This is a genomic window from Deinococcus aerolatus (assembly GCF_014647055.1).
In the GTDB taxonomy this organism is placed as follows: Bacteria; Deinococcota; Deinococci; order Deinococcales; family Deinococcaceae; genus Deinococcus; species Deinococcus aerolatus.
This window is the reverse complement of record NZ_BMOL01000026.1, coordinates 17,020-31,127: the sequence shown is the minus strand read 5'-3', so window position 1 is coordinate 31,127 and position 14,108 is coordinate 17,020. Positions and strand designations below refer to the sequence as shown.

General features: G+C 67.4%; 10 protein-coding genes. 1 reads left to right on the top strand and 9 read right to left on the bottom strand.

Annotated elements, in window-relative coordinates; translation table 11 throughout:
• Positions 1 to 186: 186 nt before the first annotated feature.
• The 8 genes from IEY31_RS17010 to IEY31_RS16975 form a co-directional block, all read right to left on the bottom strand.
• A complete protein-coding gene (locus IEY31_RS17010; RefSeq protein WP_188974150.1) occupies positions 187 to 2,469 on the bottom strand; it encodes a putative bifunctional diguanylate cyclase/phosphodiesterase in 2,283 nt (760 codons plus the stop codon).
• 201 nt (positions 2,470 to 2,670) lie between these two features.
• On the bottom strand, positions 2,671 to 2,934 hold the full coding sequence (locus IEY31_RS17005) for a hypothetical protein (RefSeq protein ID WP_188974149.1): 264 nt from the start codon (positions 2,932 to 2,934) through the stop codon (positions 2,671 to 2,673).
• Complete coding sequence (locus IEY31_RS17000; protein WP_188974152.1) at positions 2,931 to 3,686, bottom strand: sulfite exporter TauE/SafE family protein; 756 nt, start codon at positions 3,684 to 3,686, stop codon at positions 2,931 to 2,933. Before IEY31_RS17000 ends, IEY31_RS17005 begins: the two co-directional genes overlap by 4 nt.
• Positions 3,686 to 5,272: a gamma-glutamyltransferase family protein gene (locus IEY31_RS16995; RefSeq protein WP_229723737.1), complete on the bottom strand. Its 1,587-nt coding sequence runs from the start codon at positions 5,270 to 5,272 to the stop codon at positions 3,686 to 3,688. Before IEY31_RS16995 ends, IEY31_RS17000 begins: the two co-directional genes overlap by 1 nt.
• A gap of 34 nt (positions 5,273 to 5,306) precedes the next feature.
• Positions 5,307 to 6,185: an ABC transporter permease gene (locus IEY31_RS16990; protein ID WP_188974148.1), complete on the bottom strand. Its 879-nt coding sequence runs from the start codon at positions 6,183 to 6,185 to the stop codon at positions 5,307 to 5,309.
• A 13-nt stretch (positions 6,186 to 6,198) separates the two neighbouring features.
• Positions 6,199 to 7,143 carry an ABC transporter permease gene (locus IEY31_RS16985; RefSeq protein ID WP_188974147.1) on the bottom strand — a complete coding sequence of 315 codons (945 nt, stop codon included), beginning with the start codon at positions 7,141 to 7,143 and terminating at the stop codon, positions 6,199 to 6,201.
• Between the two features lie 83 nt (positions 7,144 to 7,226).
• Positions 7,227 to 8,705, bottom strand: a complete 1,479-nt coding sequence (locus IEY31_RS16980) for an ABC transporter substrate-binding protein (RefSeq protein WP_188974146.1) — start codon at positions 8,703 to 8,705, stop codon at positions 7,227 to 7,229.
• Positions 8,698 to 9,435: a FadR/GntR family transcriptional regulator gene (locus tag IEY31_RS16975; RefSeq protein ID WP_188974145.1), complete on the bottom strand. Its 738-nt coding sequence runs from the start codon at positions 9,433 to 9,435 to the stop codon at positions 8,698 to 8,700. The genes IEY31_RS16980 and IEY31_RS16975 overlap by 8 nt, the downstream gene beginning before the upstream one ends.
• A gap of 270 nt (positions 9,436 to 9,705) precedes the next feature.
• Here IEY31_RS16975 and IEY31_RS16970 point away from each other — a divergent pair, with 270 nt between their 5' ends.
• Positions 9,706 to 11,640, top strand: a complete 1,935-nt coding sequence (locus tag IEY31_RS16970; RefSeq protein ID WP_188974144.1) for a putative bifunctional diguanylate cyclase/phosphodiesterase — start codon at positions 9,706 to 9,708, stop codon at positions 11,638 to 11,640.
• A gap of 193 nt (positions 11,641 to 11,833) precedes the next feature.
• On the opposite strand, the gene IEY31_RS16965 is transcribed toward IEY31_RS16970, so the two are convergent.
• A complete protein-coding gene (locus IEY31_RS16965; protein WP_188974143.1) occupies positions 11,834 to 13,375 on the bottom strand; it encodes a sensor domain-containing diguanylate cyclase in 1,542 nt (513 codons plus the stop codon).
• Positions 13,376 to 14,108: the final 733 nt, after the last annotated feature.

Sequence of the window (14,108 nt, the reverse complement as noted above, 5' to 3'; positions counted from 1 at the left end):
TTTCGTCGCTGCTTGCGTTCTGATGTTGGCGAAAATCAGGCCCTTTCTTGGGTAGGGTTCTTGGCAGCCTCTAGGCAGCCGGCCCACTGCCTCCTGGTGGTGAACGGCGGCGTGGCAGAACCTCAATGGGCTGCGGCCCACCCAGCGATCTGACGGGACCCGGCCCAGGTCTGCGCTCCGCCCGCTCTACCGGTTCAGCTGCAAGGGGCCGGTCCCGGAGGACAGGCGGAACTGGACCATTCCGGCCACGGCCTGGGCAGCGGGCTGGGGCCGGGCGAGGTGGTAACCCTGGCCGAGATCGCAGCCCAGGGCCTGCAGCCGGGCCAGGGTGGAGGCGTTCTCGATGCCCTCGGCCACCACTTCCAGCCCCAGGCTATGGCCCATGGAAATCATCGCCCGCAGAAAAGCCGCGTCGGTCTCGCTGTCCTGGGTAAAGACCCGGTCAATCTTGAGGACGTCCACCGGCAGCGAGCGCAGCTGGCCCAGGCTGGAGTAGCCGGTCCCGAAGTCATCCAGGGCCACACGGACGCCCAGCGTGCCCAGGTCCTGCAGTTTCTGCCGGGTCTGGGCCACGTCGGCCAGCACGGCACTCTCGGTCAGTTCCAGGGTCAGCAGGTGCGGGGCGCTGCCATGCTCGTGCAGCGCCGCGCGCACACTGTCCACGAAATCTTCGTGGGCAAACTGGGTGGCTGAAACGTTGACGGCCACGCTGACGCCGGGCAGCTCTGCCTGCCACGCGCACATCTCGCGGACGGACTCGTGCAGCGCCCAGCGGCCCAGGCCGCCCATCATCTCGCGCGTCTCGGCCACCGGGATAAAGTCGGCCGGAGAGACCGGCCCCAGTTCCGGTGAGGTCCAGCGCATCAGGGCCTCGAAGCTGCGGACCCGGCCACTGCCGAGATCGATGAGCGGCTGGTAGGCCAGGGTGAACTCGCCCCGGCCCAGGGCGCCGCGCAGCAGCACCTCCAGCCTGGCCTGGGGCATGTGCAGGCTGTTGAGCTGTTCGTTGGCAAAGCGCCAGGTGCCCTTGCCGGCCTGTTTGGCCCGGTACATCGCCATGTCCGCCTGCTCAATCGCCGAGGCGGCGTCGGCGGCGTCGCCGGGCGCCAGCGAGACCCCGATGCTGGCCGAGATGTGCAGCAGTTCAGGCCCGATCTGGTACGGCCGCCCCACGGTGTCCAGCAGCGCCTGGGCCACCCCGGCGATTTCCTCTGCACCCCGTGTGGGAAGAACCGCGACAAACTCGTCACCGCCGAACCGCGAGATCACTGCGGCGGGGGGCAGCTGGGCCATCAACCGGTCGGCCACCGCCCGCAGCAGACGGTCACCCACCGGATGGCCAAAGGTGTCGTTAATCTCCTTCATGCGGTCCAGGTCGACGAACAGCACCGCAACGCTGCCGTTCCAGCTGTGGGCCTCGTCAATCTGCAGCTGCAGACGGACCTCCAGATCATCCCGGTTGCGCACGCCGGTCAGCGGGTCGTGTTCGGCGCGGTGGGTCAGGCTCAGCTGCAGCCGCTGATAATCGGTCAGCACCAGAAACTGCCGGACCACGAACAGCACCACGGTCAGCCACAAGATCCCCAGTTGTACGTCGTCCAGGGGCGCACGCAGATGGGTCATCAGGTAGACCACGAACACGCCCAGCACCGCGTAATGCGGCAGCAGCCTTTTCCAGCCCTCGCGTGACACACGGGGCGACATGTTGCTTGAGGTCACCTGAGCGCTGCGCCACGCTGCCCAGGCCATCAGCAGCGCGGCCAGCGGCCAGCCCAGGTCGACCACATTGCCCGGCGCGTACCCCCCACCGGCCACCAGGTCTATGTACACCACGTCGGTGACCAGAAAACCCAGCCCTGCCGCCGCCAGCAGGGCCACGACGCGCCGTTTGATGCCCAGCGGACGCCACAGCGCCAGCGTGACCGTGGCGGCACACAGCAACAGATCCAGGGCGGGATACGCCAGGGAGATCCAGAGCGCAAGGCGGGACAGGCTGGTGTCTGAGAGGATGTCTTTCAGGCTCAGTCTCCACAGCAGGTCGCTCAGGACCAGCGTGACCAGCGCGGCGTCGGTCAGGAAACTGAGGGTGTGCAGCGTGCCCAGCCGCTCGCGGCGCAGGGACATCAGGCCTGCGGTGAGCCACAGCATCGCGGCCAGATACCCCAGGTCCGCCAGCGACGGAAAGGGAGACAGGCCCAGCTGGTCGTAAACCGCATACGTGAGTGCGCCCAGCCCCCAGGCCAGCAGGCCGTACGCCAGCAGGCGCCAGGTGCGCGGCGCCGGAACCCGCGGCAGTCGGGAGACCCGCCAGACCATCAGCGAGGCCAGCAGAAACGGCGGGATGATGGCAAGGTTCGCTGGCAGAGAGCCCAGGGAACCTGCAGGGGCCCCCAGCAGCAGCCATGCCGCGTAGATCACCAGGTAGCCAGCCAGAACAGGCAGGGACCGGATGGGAGGGCGGGCCAGCATGCCCCAGTGTCCTTCAAGTGTCCTCACAGCACAGTCACAGGCTGAACTGAACCTTGCGGCCAGCTGCCGGACAACGGCAGCCGCACAAAGCCCGGGCGCCCGGCCGGTCCTGACCGACAAAGACGCGGAACCCCCCCACAGGGAACGTTCCGCGTCGTCCGGTCGGCATTTCCAGCCGGGTGCACCCACCGATCACCTGCACTAACCGATCAGCTGCCTCACGCCGATCACGAGGGCCAGCCCGGCCAGGGCGGTAAACGCGGCCACGCTGACCCGGCGGTCATGCCGCCACTGGGTGACCGCCACCACCAGCGCGGCAAAGGCCGGCACGGCCATCATGAACCACACGCCCACCGCCTGCCAGCCCGGCACCAGGACGCTGACCAGCAGCGTCGGCAACGCGAGCCAGAAACACAGCGGGTACAGCCAGGCGGGCAGAATCCGCGTTTCGTGGTCACCGGTCATGCGTTCCCCCAGTATTTCCACAGCAGCTGCGTGGCGGTCAGCACCAGCAGCGCCGAGAAGAACACCTTGAGCTGCCGGTCCGGAATGCGCCGCTGCAGCCCGGCCCCGGCCCTGGCCCCGACCAGCACGCCCAGGGCCACGGCACACGCCAGCCGGGCGTCGAGCAGTCCTCCCGCCTGGTAGATCAGGGCGTTGGCCACCGCGGTCAGGCCCATGATGAAGGTGCTGGTGGCAATGGCCTGACGGATCGGCAGCCCGCCCAGCAGGTTCATCACCGGGACCTGCACCGTGCCGCCGCCGATGCCCAGCAGCCCGCTCATCACGCCCGCGAAGGTCATGGCCGGCGGCACCAGGCGGCTGGGTTCACGCTCCACCTCGATGCGTTTGAGGCCGCGCAGCAGGTTGTACGCGGAGTACAGCAGCAGCACGGCAAACACCGTGGCCACCGCCTGGGCCGGCAGCACCAGCCCCAGCAGGCTGCCCACCGTGCCGCCCACGATGGTGTACGGCGAGAGCAGGTAGCCGGTGCGGGCGCGCACCAGCCCCTGGCCCAGGTACGCCGCTGCGCCGGACAGCCCGACCGCCAGCACGCTGAACTGACTGATGGCCACGGCCTGCCCGATGGTGATCTCCTGCCCGAGGCGCGGCAGCAGGAACTCCAGCGCCGGAACCACCACCACGCCGCCGCCCAGCCCCAGGATCGCCCCCAGGACGCCGGCCAGCAGACCGATGGCCAGCGTGACCAGCAGGATCAAAATGCGGCCACCTGACCGTCGGTGCGCGACTCGCTGCCGCCGGTCAGCACGCCGGTCGCCGGATCGCGCCAGATGATCTGACCGCGCCCGAAGGCGTTCGGGTTGAGCTGCACCACGACATTGTGCCCGCGTGCCTGCAGGGCCCGCGCCGCCGCGCCGCCCAGTTCATGCTCGACCTCCACGGTGGTCTTGCCGGTCCACTGCCAGCGCGGGGCGTCCAGCGCCTGCTGCGGATTCATGCCGTACTTTACCGTGTTCACGGTGACCTGCAGGTGGCCCTGGGGCTGCATGAACCCGCCCATAACCCCGAAGGGACCCATCGGGACGCCGTCCTGCCGGGTCAGGAAGCCGGGGATGATGGTGTGGTAGCTGCGCTTGCGCGGGGCCAGCACGTTGGGATGGCCGGCTTCCAGAGAAAAATTATGGCCGCGGTTCTGCAGCGCGATGCCCGTGCCCGGCACCACGACTCCGCTGCCGAAGCCCATGTAGTTGCTCTGGATCAGGCTGACCATCTGCCCGTCCCGGTCGGCGGCGGCCAAGTACACCGTGCCGTGGCTGTCCGGGTCCCCGGCCTGGGGATCGATGGCCACGGCGCCGATCTGTGCACGGCGCGAGGCCAGGTAACGTTCCGCCAGCAGCGCCTCGACCGGCACCGGGCCGTGCTGCGGATCGGCCACGTAGCGGTGGGCGTCCACGAAGCCCAACTTCATCGCCTCGATCTGCAGGTGCATGCCGGCTGGATCATCGTGCCGGGGCGGTAGATCCAGGCCGTCGAGAATGCCCAGCGCCACCAGGGCCGCGAGCCCCTGGCCATTGGGCGGAATCTCCCACAGGCGGTGGTCCTGGTAGGCCCGGCTGATGGGCGTGACCCACTCGCTGCGGTGCTCGCCCAGGTCCTCCAGGCGCAGCAGTCCCCCCGTGGCGCGCGCGTGGGCATCGGTCTTGCGGGCCAGCTCACCCTCGTAAAAGTCAGCGGCGGCGCTGTCCGCGATGCGCTCCAGGGTCTGGGCATGATCCGGCGACTGCCAGAGTTCGCCGGCCTGGGCCTGAAAGCCGTCCGGGGCAAACACGCGCCGCCATTCGTCGAACTCCGGCCCGGTGCGGGCGCGGTGGGCCTCAATGCCACGCCGCCAGTTCTCGGCCAGCACCGGCGACAGCGGGTACCCGTGACGCGCGTAGTGGATGGCGGGGGCCAGCACCTGCGCGAACGGCAGGCGGCCAAAGCGCGCGTGCAGATCGGCCCAAGCCAGCGGGGCGCCCGGCACGGTGACCGGCAGCCAGCCGTGGGTGGGCATCTGGCCCCCGGGCAGCGCATCCAGGCTCAGGGCCTGGGGTGAGCGCCCGGAGCCGTTGAGGCCGTGCAGCGCGCCGTCGTCCCAGACCAGGGCAAACAGGTCCCCGCCAATGCCGTTGCTGGTGGGTTCCACCACGGTCAGGGCGGCGGCGGTGGCAATGGCGGCGTCGATGGCGTTGCCGCCCTCGCGCAGCATGTGCAGTCCGGCCTGGGCGGCCAGCGGCTGACTGGTGGCCACCATGCCCTGACGGGCATAGACCGGCTGACGGATGGAAGTAAACGTGGGCATAGGAACCTCGGTGGTCAGGGGAGAGGGGGCAAGGTCAGGATTTGTGGCTGCGCGGATCCAGCGCCTCGCGCAGGCCGTCGCCGATCAGGTTGAAGGCCAGCACGGCCAGGAAGATGGCGAAGCCGGGAAACACGGCCATCCACGGCGCGTCGGTCAGGTAGCCGCGGGCAGCATTGAGCATCGAGCCCCAGCTGGGTGCGGGCGGCTGAATGCCCAGGCCCAGGAACGACAGGCTGGCCTCGGCCAGAATCGCGTTGGCGATGGCCAGCGAGGTCTGCACGATCAGCGCGCCGCTGATGTTGGGCAGCAGGTGGCGGGTGATCAGGCGGCCGTCGCCCGCGCCCAGCGCCTGCGCGGCCTGGACGTAATCGCGCTCGCGCTGTGACAGCACCTCGCCGCGCGTGATGCGGGCAAAGGCCGGGGCGGTCACGATGGCGATGGCGATCATGGTGTTCTGCAGGCTGGGGCCGAGAATGGCCGCCAGCGCAATGGCCAGCACCAGGAACGGCAGCGCCAGCAGCGCGTCCACCACCCGCATAAGCACGTCGTCCACCCAGCCGCCGACGTAGCCGGCAACAAGGCCGATGCCGCCGCCGAAGACCAGCGCCAGCGTCACTGAGATCAGGCCGGCGCTCAGCGAGACCCTCGCCCCGTACACCACCCGCGAGAAGATGTCGCGCCCCAGCTCGTCGGCCCCGAAGATGTGCGCGGCGCCGGGCGCTGCCCGCAGGTCCGAGAAGAAGATCTGCGCCGGGTCAAACGGGGCCACCCAGGGTGCCAGCAGCGCCGAGACGGCGAACACCAGCAGCACGAACAGGCCGATGACCGCCAGCCGGTTGCTCAGAAAGCGGCGCAGGGGGGCCGGCAGCCGCCGCCTGGCGGAGGCCGGCGTCTTGGAAAGGGTTGTGGTCATATGCTGGCCCCCATCAGTTGTACCGAATGCGCGGGTCGACGGCCGCGTAGCTCAGGTCCACCAGGAAACTCACCAGGAAGACCGCCACCGCCGAGACCAGCACCACACCCTGAATCACGGGCAGATCGCGGGTGAACACGGCGTCCACCAGCAGACGTCCGAAGCCGGGAATGCTGAAGATCTGCTCGGTAATCACGGCCCCCCCCAGCAGGCCGCCCAGTTGCAGCCCGAAGGCGGTCAGGAAGGGAATCAGGGCGTTTCTCAGCGCGTGTTTGGAAATGACCTGTCCTCCGGGCAACCCCTTGGCGTGGGCTGTGCGCACGTAATCCTGATTCAGCGTCTCGCTGAGGCTGGAGCGCAGATAGCGCGTCAACACCGCCGCCGAACCGACGCCCAGCGTGATGGCGGGCAGCAGCAGCAGCAGCAGGTTGCGGCCCGGATTCTCCAGCAGGCTGGTGTAGCCGCTGGCCGGAATCCACGCCAGCCGGATGCTGAACAGGTAGATCAGCAAGATGCCCAGAAAGAAGTTGGGCAGGCTGATGCCCGACAGGGCCAGCAGCGTCAGCAGGCGGTCCACCCAGGTGTTGCGCCGCACCGCGCTGAGAATGCCGGCCGGCAGAGAGATCAGCAGCGAGATCAGCATGGCGAACAGCGCGAGTTCCAGCGTGACCGGCAGTTTCTGGGCGATCAGCCGGCTCACGCTGCTGTTGTCGGTCAGGCTGGTGCCGAAATCCAGCCGCACGGCCCCGCCCAGCCAGCTGAGGTACTGCTGCAGCAGGGAGCGGTCCAGGCCCAAGGAGCGGCGCAGTTCTTCCAGGGCCTGCGGCGTGGCTTCCTGGCCCAGAATCAGCCGGGCCGGGTCACCGGGCAGCAGTTTGACCATGGCGAACACGATGACCGTGACGATCAGCAGGGTGGGGATCGACGACAGCAGACGGCGTAACGCGAAAACAGCCACTAGACCTCCTTGGTTCCACAGGGTTTCTACAGGGCAAAAGGGGCGGGCACAACTGACTGCCCGCCCCCGCCGGACTCACTTCGTTATTTCAGGTCAACGTCTTTGAAGCGCAGAATGCCGTCCGGGATGGGCTTGAGGCCGGTGAGGCCCTTGACGCTCGCCACGAGGTTGCGCTGGAAGTACACCCAGGTGTAGGGCGTGTCGCTGATGATGGTGCTCAGCGCGACGTTGTAGGTGGCCGTGCGGGCGGACATCGCGGTCTGGGCCCGGGCTTTGGCCAGCAGGCTGTCCACCGTCTTGTTGCTGTACCCGGCCTGGTTGTTGGTGCCGTCCGTGACGAAGAAGTCGTAGATGTTGCCGTCGGGATCGGGACGTCCGCTCCAGCCCAGCATCAGGGCGTCGTAGTCCTGCTTGTCGGCGCGGTCGAGCAGCGTGCCGAATTCAACCTGCTCGATCTTGGCGGTGATGCCGGCCTGCGCGAACATGGCCTGGTACACCTGCGCCAGTTGCGTGGTCACGCTACCGGGCACTGTCAGGAGCGTGAACGACAGAGGCTTCCCGCCCAGTTTCTCCTTGGCGAGGGCGATGTTGGGCTTCTGGACCGTGATGGCCGAGGACGCGGCGGGTGTGCCGGGCGGGAAGGGGCCAGCGGCGGGCGTGACGGTGCCGTAGAAGATGCTCTTGGCAATCGCCTCGCGGTCGATGGTGGCCGCCACCGCCTGCCGGAAGTTCTTGTTATTGAACGGCGCGCGGGTCACGTTGAACCACACGCCCTGAAAGCCGATGCCGGGGTAGTTCAGGACGTTGAATTTGGCGTTCTGCTCCAGCTTGCTGATGTCCTTGGGGTCAATCGGCGTGATGGCCTGCACCGCGCCCGACAGCAGGTTGGCGTAGCGCACGTCACCGTCGGTAAAGGGGCGGTAGACCAGCTTGTCGATCTTGGGCGCGCCGCCCCAGTAGCTCTTGTTGGCGTTGAGGGTAATGTTGTCCTGCCGCACCCGGCTGACGAAGGCAAAGGGGCCACTGCCCACCGGGTTGTTCTGGAAATCCGCGCCGGCTTTCTTGGCCGCCGTGGGCGAGACGATCATGCCCGCGCGGTCAGTGAGCACCGCCAGCAGCGGCCCGTACGGCTGCGCCAAGTTGATCTGGATGGTCTGGGCATCGATGACCTTGACCTCCTTGATGCTGTTCATCTCGTTCTTGCGGGCGCTGCCTTCCAGCGTCCGGTTGCGGTCCAGCCCGTACTTGACGGCGGCGGCGTCCAGCACGGTGCCGTCGGTGAACTTCACGCCGCTGCGCAGCTTGAAGGTGTAGGTCAGGCCGCCGTTGGTGACCTTCCAGGAGGTCGCCAGTGCCGGGACCACCTTGAGGTTCACGTCCAGATCCACCAGCTTGTCGAAAATCTGGTTCATCACCTGCCGGTCCACCAGCGCGGTAGACAGCGCGGGGTCCAGGCGGGGCGGATCGGCGTCCAGACCCACGGTCAGGGTCTGTGCCGAGGCGGAAGCGGCGCTCAGGAAGGCGGCGCTTAGAAAGGCCATCAGAAACTGGGATTTACGCATTGTCTTCTCCTTGGGAGGTCAGAGGGGGAGTAGTAAGAGCGGGGGTGATGAGGGGGGCGGCGTGCAGCCGGACGGAACGCAGATGATCAAGCATGGCCTGGCGGGCCGCGTCCGGGGATGCGCTGGCCACGGCATCCACCAGGGCACGGTGTTCGGCAATGGTGCGTTCTGGACGGTCACCCACCACCTGATCGCGCAGAGAGGTCATCAGTGTCCGCAGGGTTTCAAGGACCAGCATCACGACCGCGTTGCCGGCAATCTCGGCAATCAGGTTGTGAAAGATAAGATCCTCGTCGCTCAGCTTAATGTGCCGCGCCGAGGCGCTTTCCTGCCGCTCCAGACACTGCCGCAACTGGGCGATCTGCGTGGTCGTGGCGCGCGCGGCGGCCTGGGCGGCCACCTGCGGCTCAACCATCTCGCGGAACTCCAGCAGATCGGCCATGCTCTGCGGCGAGCGGGCCAGCATGCCCTGAAACGGCTGGGTCAGATGCGCCGCGGAGGGCTCGCGGACAAACACGCCGTTGCCCTGACGCGCTTCGAGGTGTCCCAGCACTTCCAGCCGGGCGATGCCGTCGCGCAGGCTGGTCCGGGAAATGTTCATCTGCTCGGCCAGCGTCCGCTCGGGCGGCAGCCGCTGACCCGCCGCGAATTTGCCGCGCAGGATCAGCGCCAGAAGTTCCTCGGCCGCGCTGGCAGCCAGCTTCTGCTGTTTGATCGGTTGCGCTGTCATCTCGCCTCCTGAAGTCTGACTTGTGCGGTCCAGTGGTAGGACCAATTTGGGATAGACACATCCTAAAGGGCGGGGCGCCCAACGTCAGCTTTTGTCTAGAACGTGGCACAGCTTCGCCTGACCGCCGTTCGCGTGCCCGTGGCCGGGTCCGTCTTTCACACGCGAACCACAGGTCTCCGTGAGGCTGCGCCTGTTAAATGGGACGTAACCCCGGGCCAGCGCGATGTGCAGTCGGCCTGGCCATGACAGTGTCCTATTATCGCGGTGAAGATGAACCGGCTCGTTACGTATTTACTGGCACGTTCGGCCGGAGAGGATGGGTGGCGGCGCATCCTCCTGCTCGCACTTCCGATGGCGGCGCTGGCCTTTGTCCTGGGGGCCTGGCTCGATCCCCTGGCCGGACAGAGCACGCCGTTTGACCGGCTGGCCTACCCCGCACTCGCCCTGGGGCTCATCGTCCTGGAACTGGTGCTGTGGCGCAGGCCGCGCTCCACAGACGGGGTCATCACCACGGTGGTGCTGGCGTCGTGCCTGTTCTTTCTGGGCAAGCTGATCTACATCCTTTACGCTCCCCCGTCCGGGCATTCAATCCAGGCTGAGATGTCCGAATCGTTTTTCTGGATTCCGGCCGTGTACATGCTGTCGCTGTTTATTCCCAGCCTGAGGCTGGCACGCAGCGTCACCCTGGTGTTCTTCGCGGCCATGACGCTGTGCAGCGTTGGATACGCGGCAGTCAACGGCTGGACGCCCCAGACCGGGGGCGTGCTGTTCGGGCTGACCGAATTGCTGCTGGCCAACCTCACCCTGCTGTCCCTCACCCAGGGCTTTATCGGATACAAGGACCGGCTCTCCGGCATCGAGGCCCAGGCCCAGGTGCTGCGTCGCCTGGTACACACCGATCTGCTCACGGGCCTGCCCAGCCGTCTGCGGCTGGAAGGAGAGCTCGCCGGGGCCGTGGGGCGCGGCGAGCCTTTCACTCTGCTGTTTATTGATGTAGACGGTTTCAAGATAGTCAACGATACGCTGGGCCACAGCGCGGGCGACCACGTGCTGCAGGAATTCGCCGCGCGCCTGCAGTCACCGCTGGCGCCGCAGGATCTGGCGGCCCGCGTGGGTGGGGATGAGTTCGTGGTGGTGGCCCGGGGCGGGTCGTCGGCGCGGGCCACTGCTCTGGCCCAGCGGCTGCTCACGGAGCTGGCCCTGCCCTTCACCGTGAGCGCACACCAGTTGCAGCTCAGCGCCAGCATCGGCATCAGCGTCCACCCCGAAGATGGTCAGGACGCCGCAACACTGCTGCGCCACGCGGACGCCGCGATGTATCAGATCAAGCGGTCCGGGCGCAACGGCGTGCGCCGGTTCGACGCGGCGCTTGACGAGGAACTGGAACGCACCACCCTGCTGACCCGCGAATTCCAGTCGGCGCTGCCCAGGGGGCAGCTGAGCATGATGTACCAGCCGATCTACCACCTGGAATCCGGGGAGCTGTGCAAGGTTGAGGCCCTGCTGCGCTGGACCCATCCCGAGTTCGGCGCGATTTCGCCCAGTACCTTTATTCCCATGGCGGAAGCCAGCGGCCAGATCATGCCGGTGGGCGGCTGGGTGCTGGAGCAGGCGTGCATGCAGGCCTGGCGCTGGCACCAAGACCACGGCTGGGACGGAACCGTCACAGTCAACGTCTCGCCGGTCCAGTTCGCCCAGCCCAACTTTGTCGACGAGGTCAGGCAGGCCCTGCTGCTGAGCGGGCTGCCCGCGCGCAGGTTGGAACTGGAACTGACCGAGGGCGCGGTCATGCAGCATCCGGCCCTGGTGCAGGCCGCCCTGCACGGCTTAAGGCGGCTGGGCGCAGAAATCACCATCGACGACTTCGGCACCGGGTACTCCTCGCTGGCCTACCTGCGTGACCTGCCCATCGGCTGTATCAAGATTGACCGCTCGTTTATCGAAGACCTCGCTTCGCCGCGCCGCGCGCCCCAGTACGCGGTGGCCCTGATCACCGCCATCGTCAGCATCGCACGTACCCTCGATCTGCAGGTGGTGGCCGAGGGCATCGAGACGCAGGCCCAGCTGGAGGCGGTGCGGGGGTTCGGCTGTGATTTTGCGCAGGGCTACTTTCTTGCGCGACCCATAGAAGCGCAGCGTCTGAGTGAACTGCTGGACTCCGCGCGTCCCGGCGCCCAGCCCACGCCTTCTCAACAGCTGAATTGAGGCCCGGCGCCAGCACGGCACGATGCAGGACTTACGCCCCCGGTGACAGGACCTGCACCCTATCCTGGCCTTCCAGTCTGGTTTCCGGAGGTTCCATGTCCCCCAGCGCCACTCCCGTCCTTAACCGGCCCGAAGTGAACATGGAGCTCGCCGCTCTGCTCGGGCGCATCTGCGTGCGTCCGCGCTACTTTGCTCAGCGCGTCACCAGCAGGTTATCCTGAGCGCCACTGAGGGCCGCACGCGCCGCCTGCCGCCGGTGCTTGACGGCGTACATGCGCTGGTCCGCCAGGACCAGCAGCGCCGCCCCATCGCCCTCGTGCCCATGTGCGAGCCCGACGCTGGCGCCAAGCAGGGCGCCCACCTGCCGCGCAGCCAGCACCGCCGTGTCCACCGCGTCCTGGACGCTGTCCTCATCCGCGTCGCTGAGAATCACGAACTCGTCACCGCCCAGCCGATAGACCTCGCCGGCGTCGCCCACCGTGACTTTCAGGGTGCGGGCAAACACCTGCAGCAGCCTGTCACCCTGGGCATGGCCCTCAGCGTCGTTGAGTGCCTTGAGTCCGTCCAGATCCACTCCGGCCAGGAGGTAAGGCTGTCCGCGCCGCCGGGGCAGGTCCTGATCCAGCGCACGGCGGTTGAGCAGCCCGGTCAACGCGTCTCGCCGGGCCTCCTGGCGGGCCAGTTCCATGTCCATCTGACGGTCCAGGGCACGCCGCACGCAGCGTCCTGCCGCCTCCAGCAGCGCCCGGTCACTGCCGCGCCAGCGCTGCACAGGATTGTCCACGTGCCGGATCGCCATCAATAGCGAGGTCACCTCGCCGCGCGTGCCCAGTGGCAGCCACGCGATCTGCTGAACCCCACCGTCAATGGCCCCCGTCAGGGCACCGGGGTATCCCGGATAATCGTCCACGTACAGGGGCCGGGCCAGCTCCCGCACCATCCAGGTGACGGTGCCGGGCCATTCGGACGGCTGAAGGGAAATGCTACGCAGGGCCGGGGGCGCCTGGACGGCGTGGTACGCCACTTCCACCCGCAGCCCCTGGGGCTCGAAGATCAGCAGGCCGATGTAGTCGGCATTCAGTCCCTCGCCCAGCAGGGCCGAGGCGGCCAGCGTCATCTCCTCGGGCGACAGGTCCAGGTCCATCAGACCGGTCACACCCTCCAGCACATGGGCGTGGTCCAGACCCCGCTGCAGCTCAGCGTTGCGGCTGACCTGCGCGTTCAGTTCACGGGCCAGCTCCAGATTGCGGAGGCGCAGTTCCAGCTCGGCCACCACCAGTTCAGCCAGGTCCGTGAGCGCCTCGAGGTCCGCCGCGCTCAGCGGATGCGGCTGGTCGTCTGTCACGCACAGCGTGCCGATGCGGTGGCCGGCGGGGGTCGTCAGCGGCACGCCCGCGTACATGTAGATGCCAGCTTCCCCGGTCACCATCGGATTGTGGGCAAAGCGCGGATCAGACCTGGCGTTCTCAATCACCAGGGGCGTGGAATTCAGGATGGTCCAGGCGCAGAACGAGTCGTGGCGCGGCGCGGTGGTGTCGGCGACGCCCACGGCCGCCTTGCCCCACTGACGGTACTGGTCCACGAGGTTGATCACCGCCACCGGGGTCCCCAGCAGCCGGGCGGCCAGCCGGGCAATCCGGTCAAAGGCGGCCTCGCGGGGCGTGTCGAGAATCTCGTAGTGCGCTAGGTCCAGCAACCGGGCGTATTCATCAGGAGGGCGGGGCGCACCGATCATAGGCCGCAGCCTTTCAGCCTGCACCTTTCCGCGTTCTGACAGGGGCCTGTCTCAGGGCGGCGGCATGGGCAGGTCGCGTGGCGACGACGGAGATGTGGGCGGTGCGCAGCGTCGTCCACATCTGGGCTACCCTTCCACCGTCACCATCACTGTCCGGGGACAGTTGGACACCCACAAAAGACATTGCGTCGGCCTCTTTCCTGCGTAGGCACAGCGACAGGACCACGACGCTGGTCCCCCTGCCCTCGAACAGGCCGCAGGCAGACGCCGCTGCGGGGCGAGTGGCCAGACATCCCTCCTCGCCCGCGCAGATGCTTAGAGCTGTTGGCGGCCCAAAAAGCCGGCGGCGGCTAAACCCCGGGACGCTATTCGCAGGCCCCTCTACGGCCCTCCTGTGAGGACGGTCAAAAAACATCGTCCCAGCCGGTATTTATTTTGACTGATTTTAACTTTCACACGAACCGCGATGAATTATCTGTAAAAGACAGATTCAACTGCCAGCGGGAATTGTCCTCCGTCACTCTTCATGCGGGTGGACCATGCAGGTCCAGCTCAGTGGACAGCGACGACTGAAAAACCCGGCGAAGGGAGAGGCGGCAGCCGGGCGGCAGAGCCGACTCACGACGTCGGCAATCGCCAGCCTGCATCTCACCGAACTTTGCTGTGCAGACGGGCGCCCGGTCAGAACCGGAACATCAGGGGGAAGGGTGGCGCCGCTTCAGACTTGCACGCA

Excerpts from the sequence above, each read along its gene's own strand:
- IEY31_RS16975 (WP_188974145.1), bottom strand. The coding sequence starts at position 9,435 with ATGACAGCGCAACCGATCAAACAGCAGAAGCTGGCTGCCAGCGCGGCC.
- IEY31_RS17010 (WP_188974150.1), bottom strand. The coding sequence starts at position 2,469 with ATGCTGGCCCGCCCTCCCATCCGGTCCCTGCCTGTTCTGGCTGGCTAC.
- IEY31_RS16995 (WP_229723737.1), bottom strand. The coding sequence starts at position 5,272 with ATGCCCACGTTTACTTCCATCCGTCAGCCGGTCTATGCCCGTCAGGGC.
- IEY31_RS16965 (WP_188974143.1), bottom strand. The coding sequence starts at position 13,375 with ATGATCGGTGCGCCCCGCCCTCCTGATGAATACGCCCGGTTGCTGGAC.
- IEY31_RS16970 (WP_188974144.1), top strand. The coding sequence starts at position 9,706 with ATGAACCGGCTCGTTACGTATTTACTGGCACGTTCGGCCGGAGAGGAT.
- IEY31_RS16990 (WP_188974148.1), bottom strand. The coding sequence starts at position 6,185 with ATGACCACAACCCTTTCCAAGACGCCGGCCTCCGCCAGGCGGCGGCTG.
- IEY31_RS17005 (WP_188974149.1), bottom strand. The coding sequence starts at position 2,934 with ATGACCGGTGACCACGAAACGCGGATTCTGCCCGCCTGGCTGTACCCG.
- IEY31_RS16980 (WP_188974146.1), bottom strand. The coding sequence starts at position 8,705 with ATGCGTAAATCCCAGTTTCTGATGGCCTTTCTAAGCGCCGCCTTCCTG.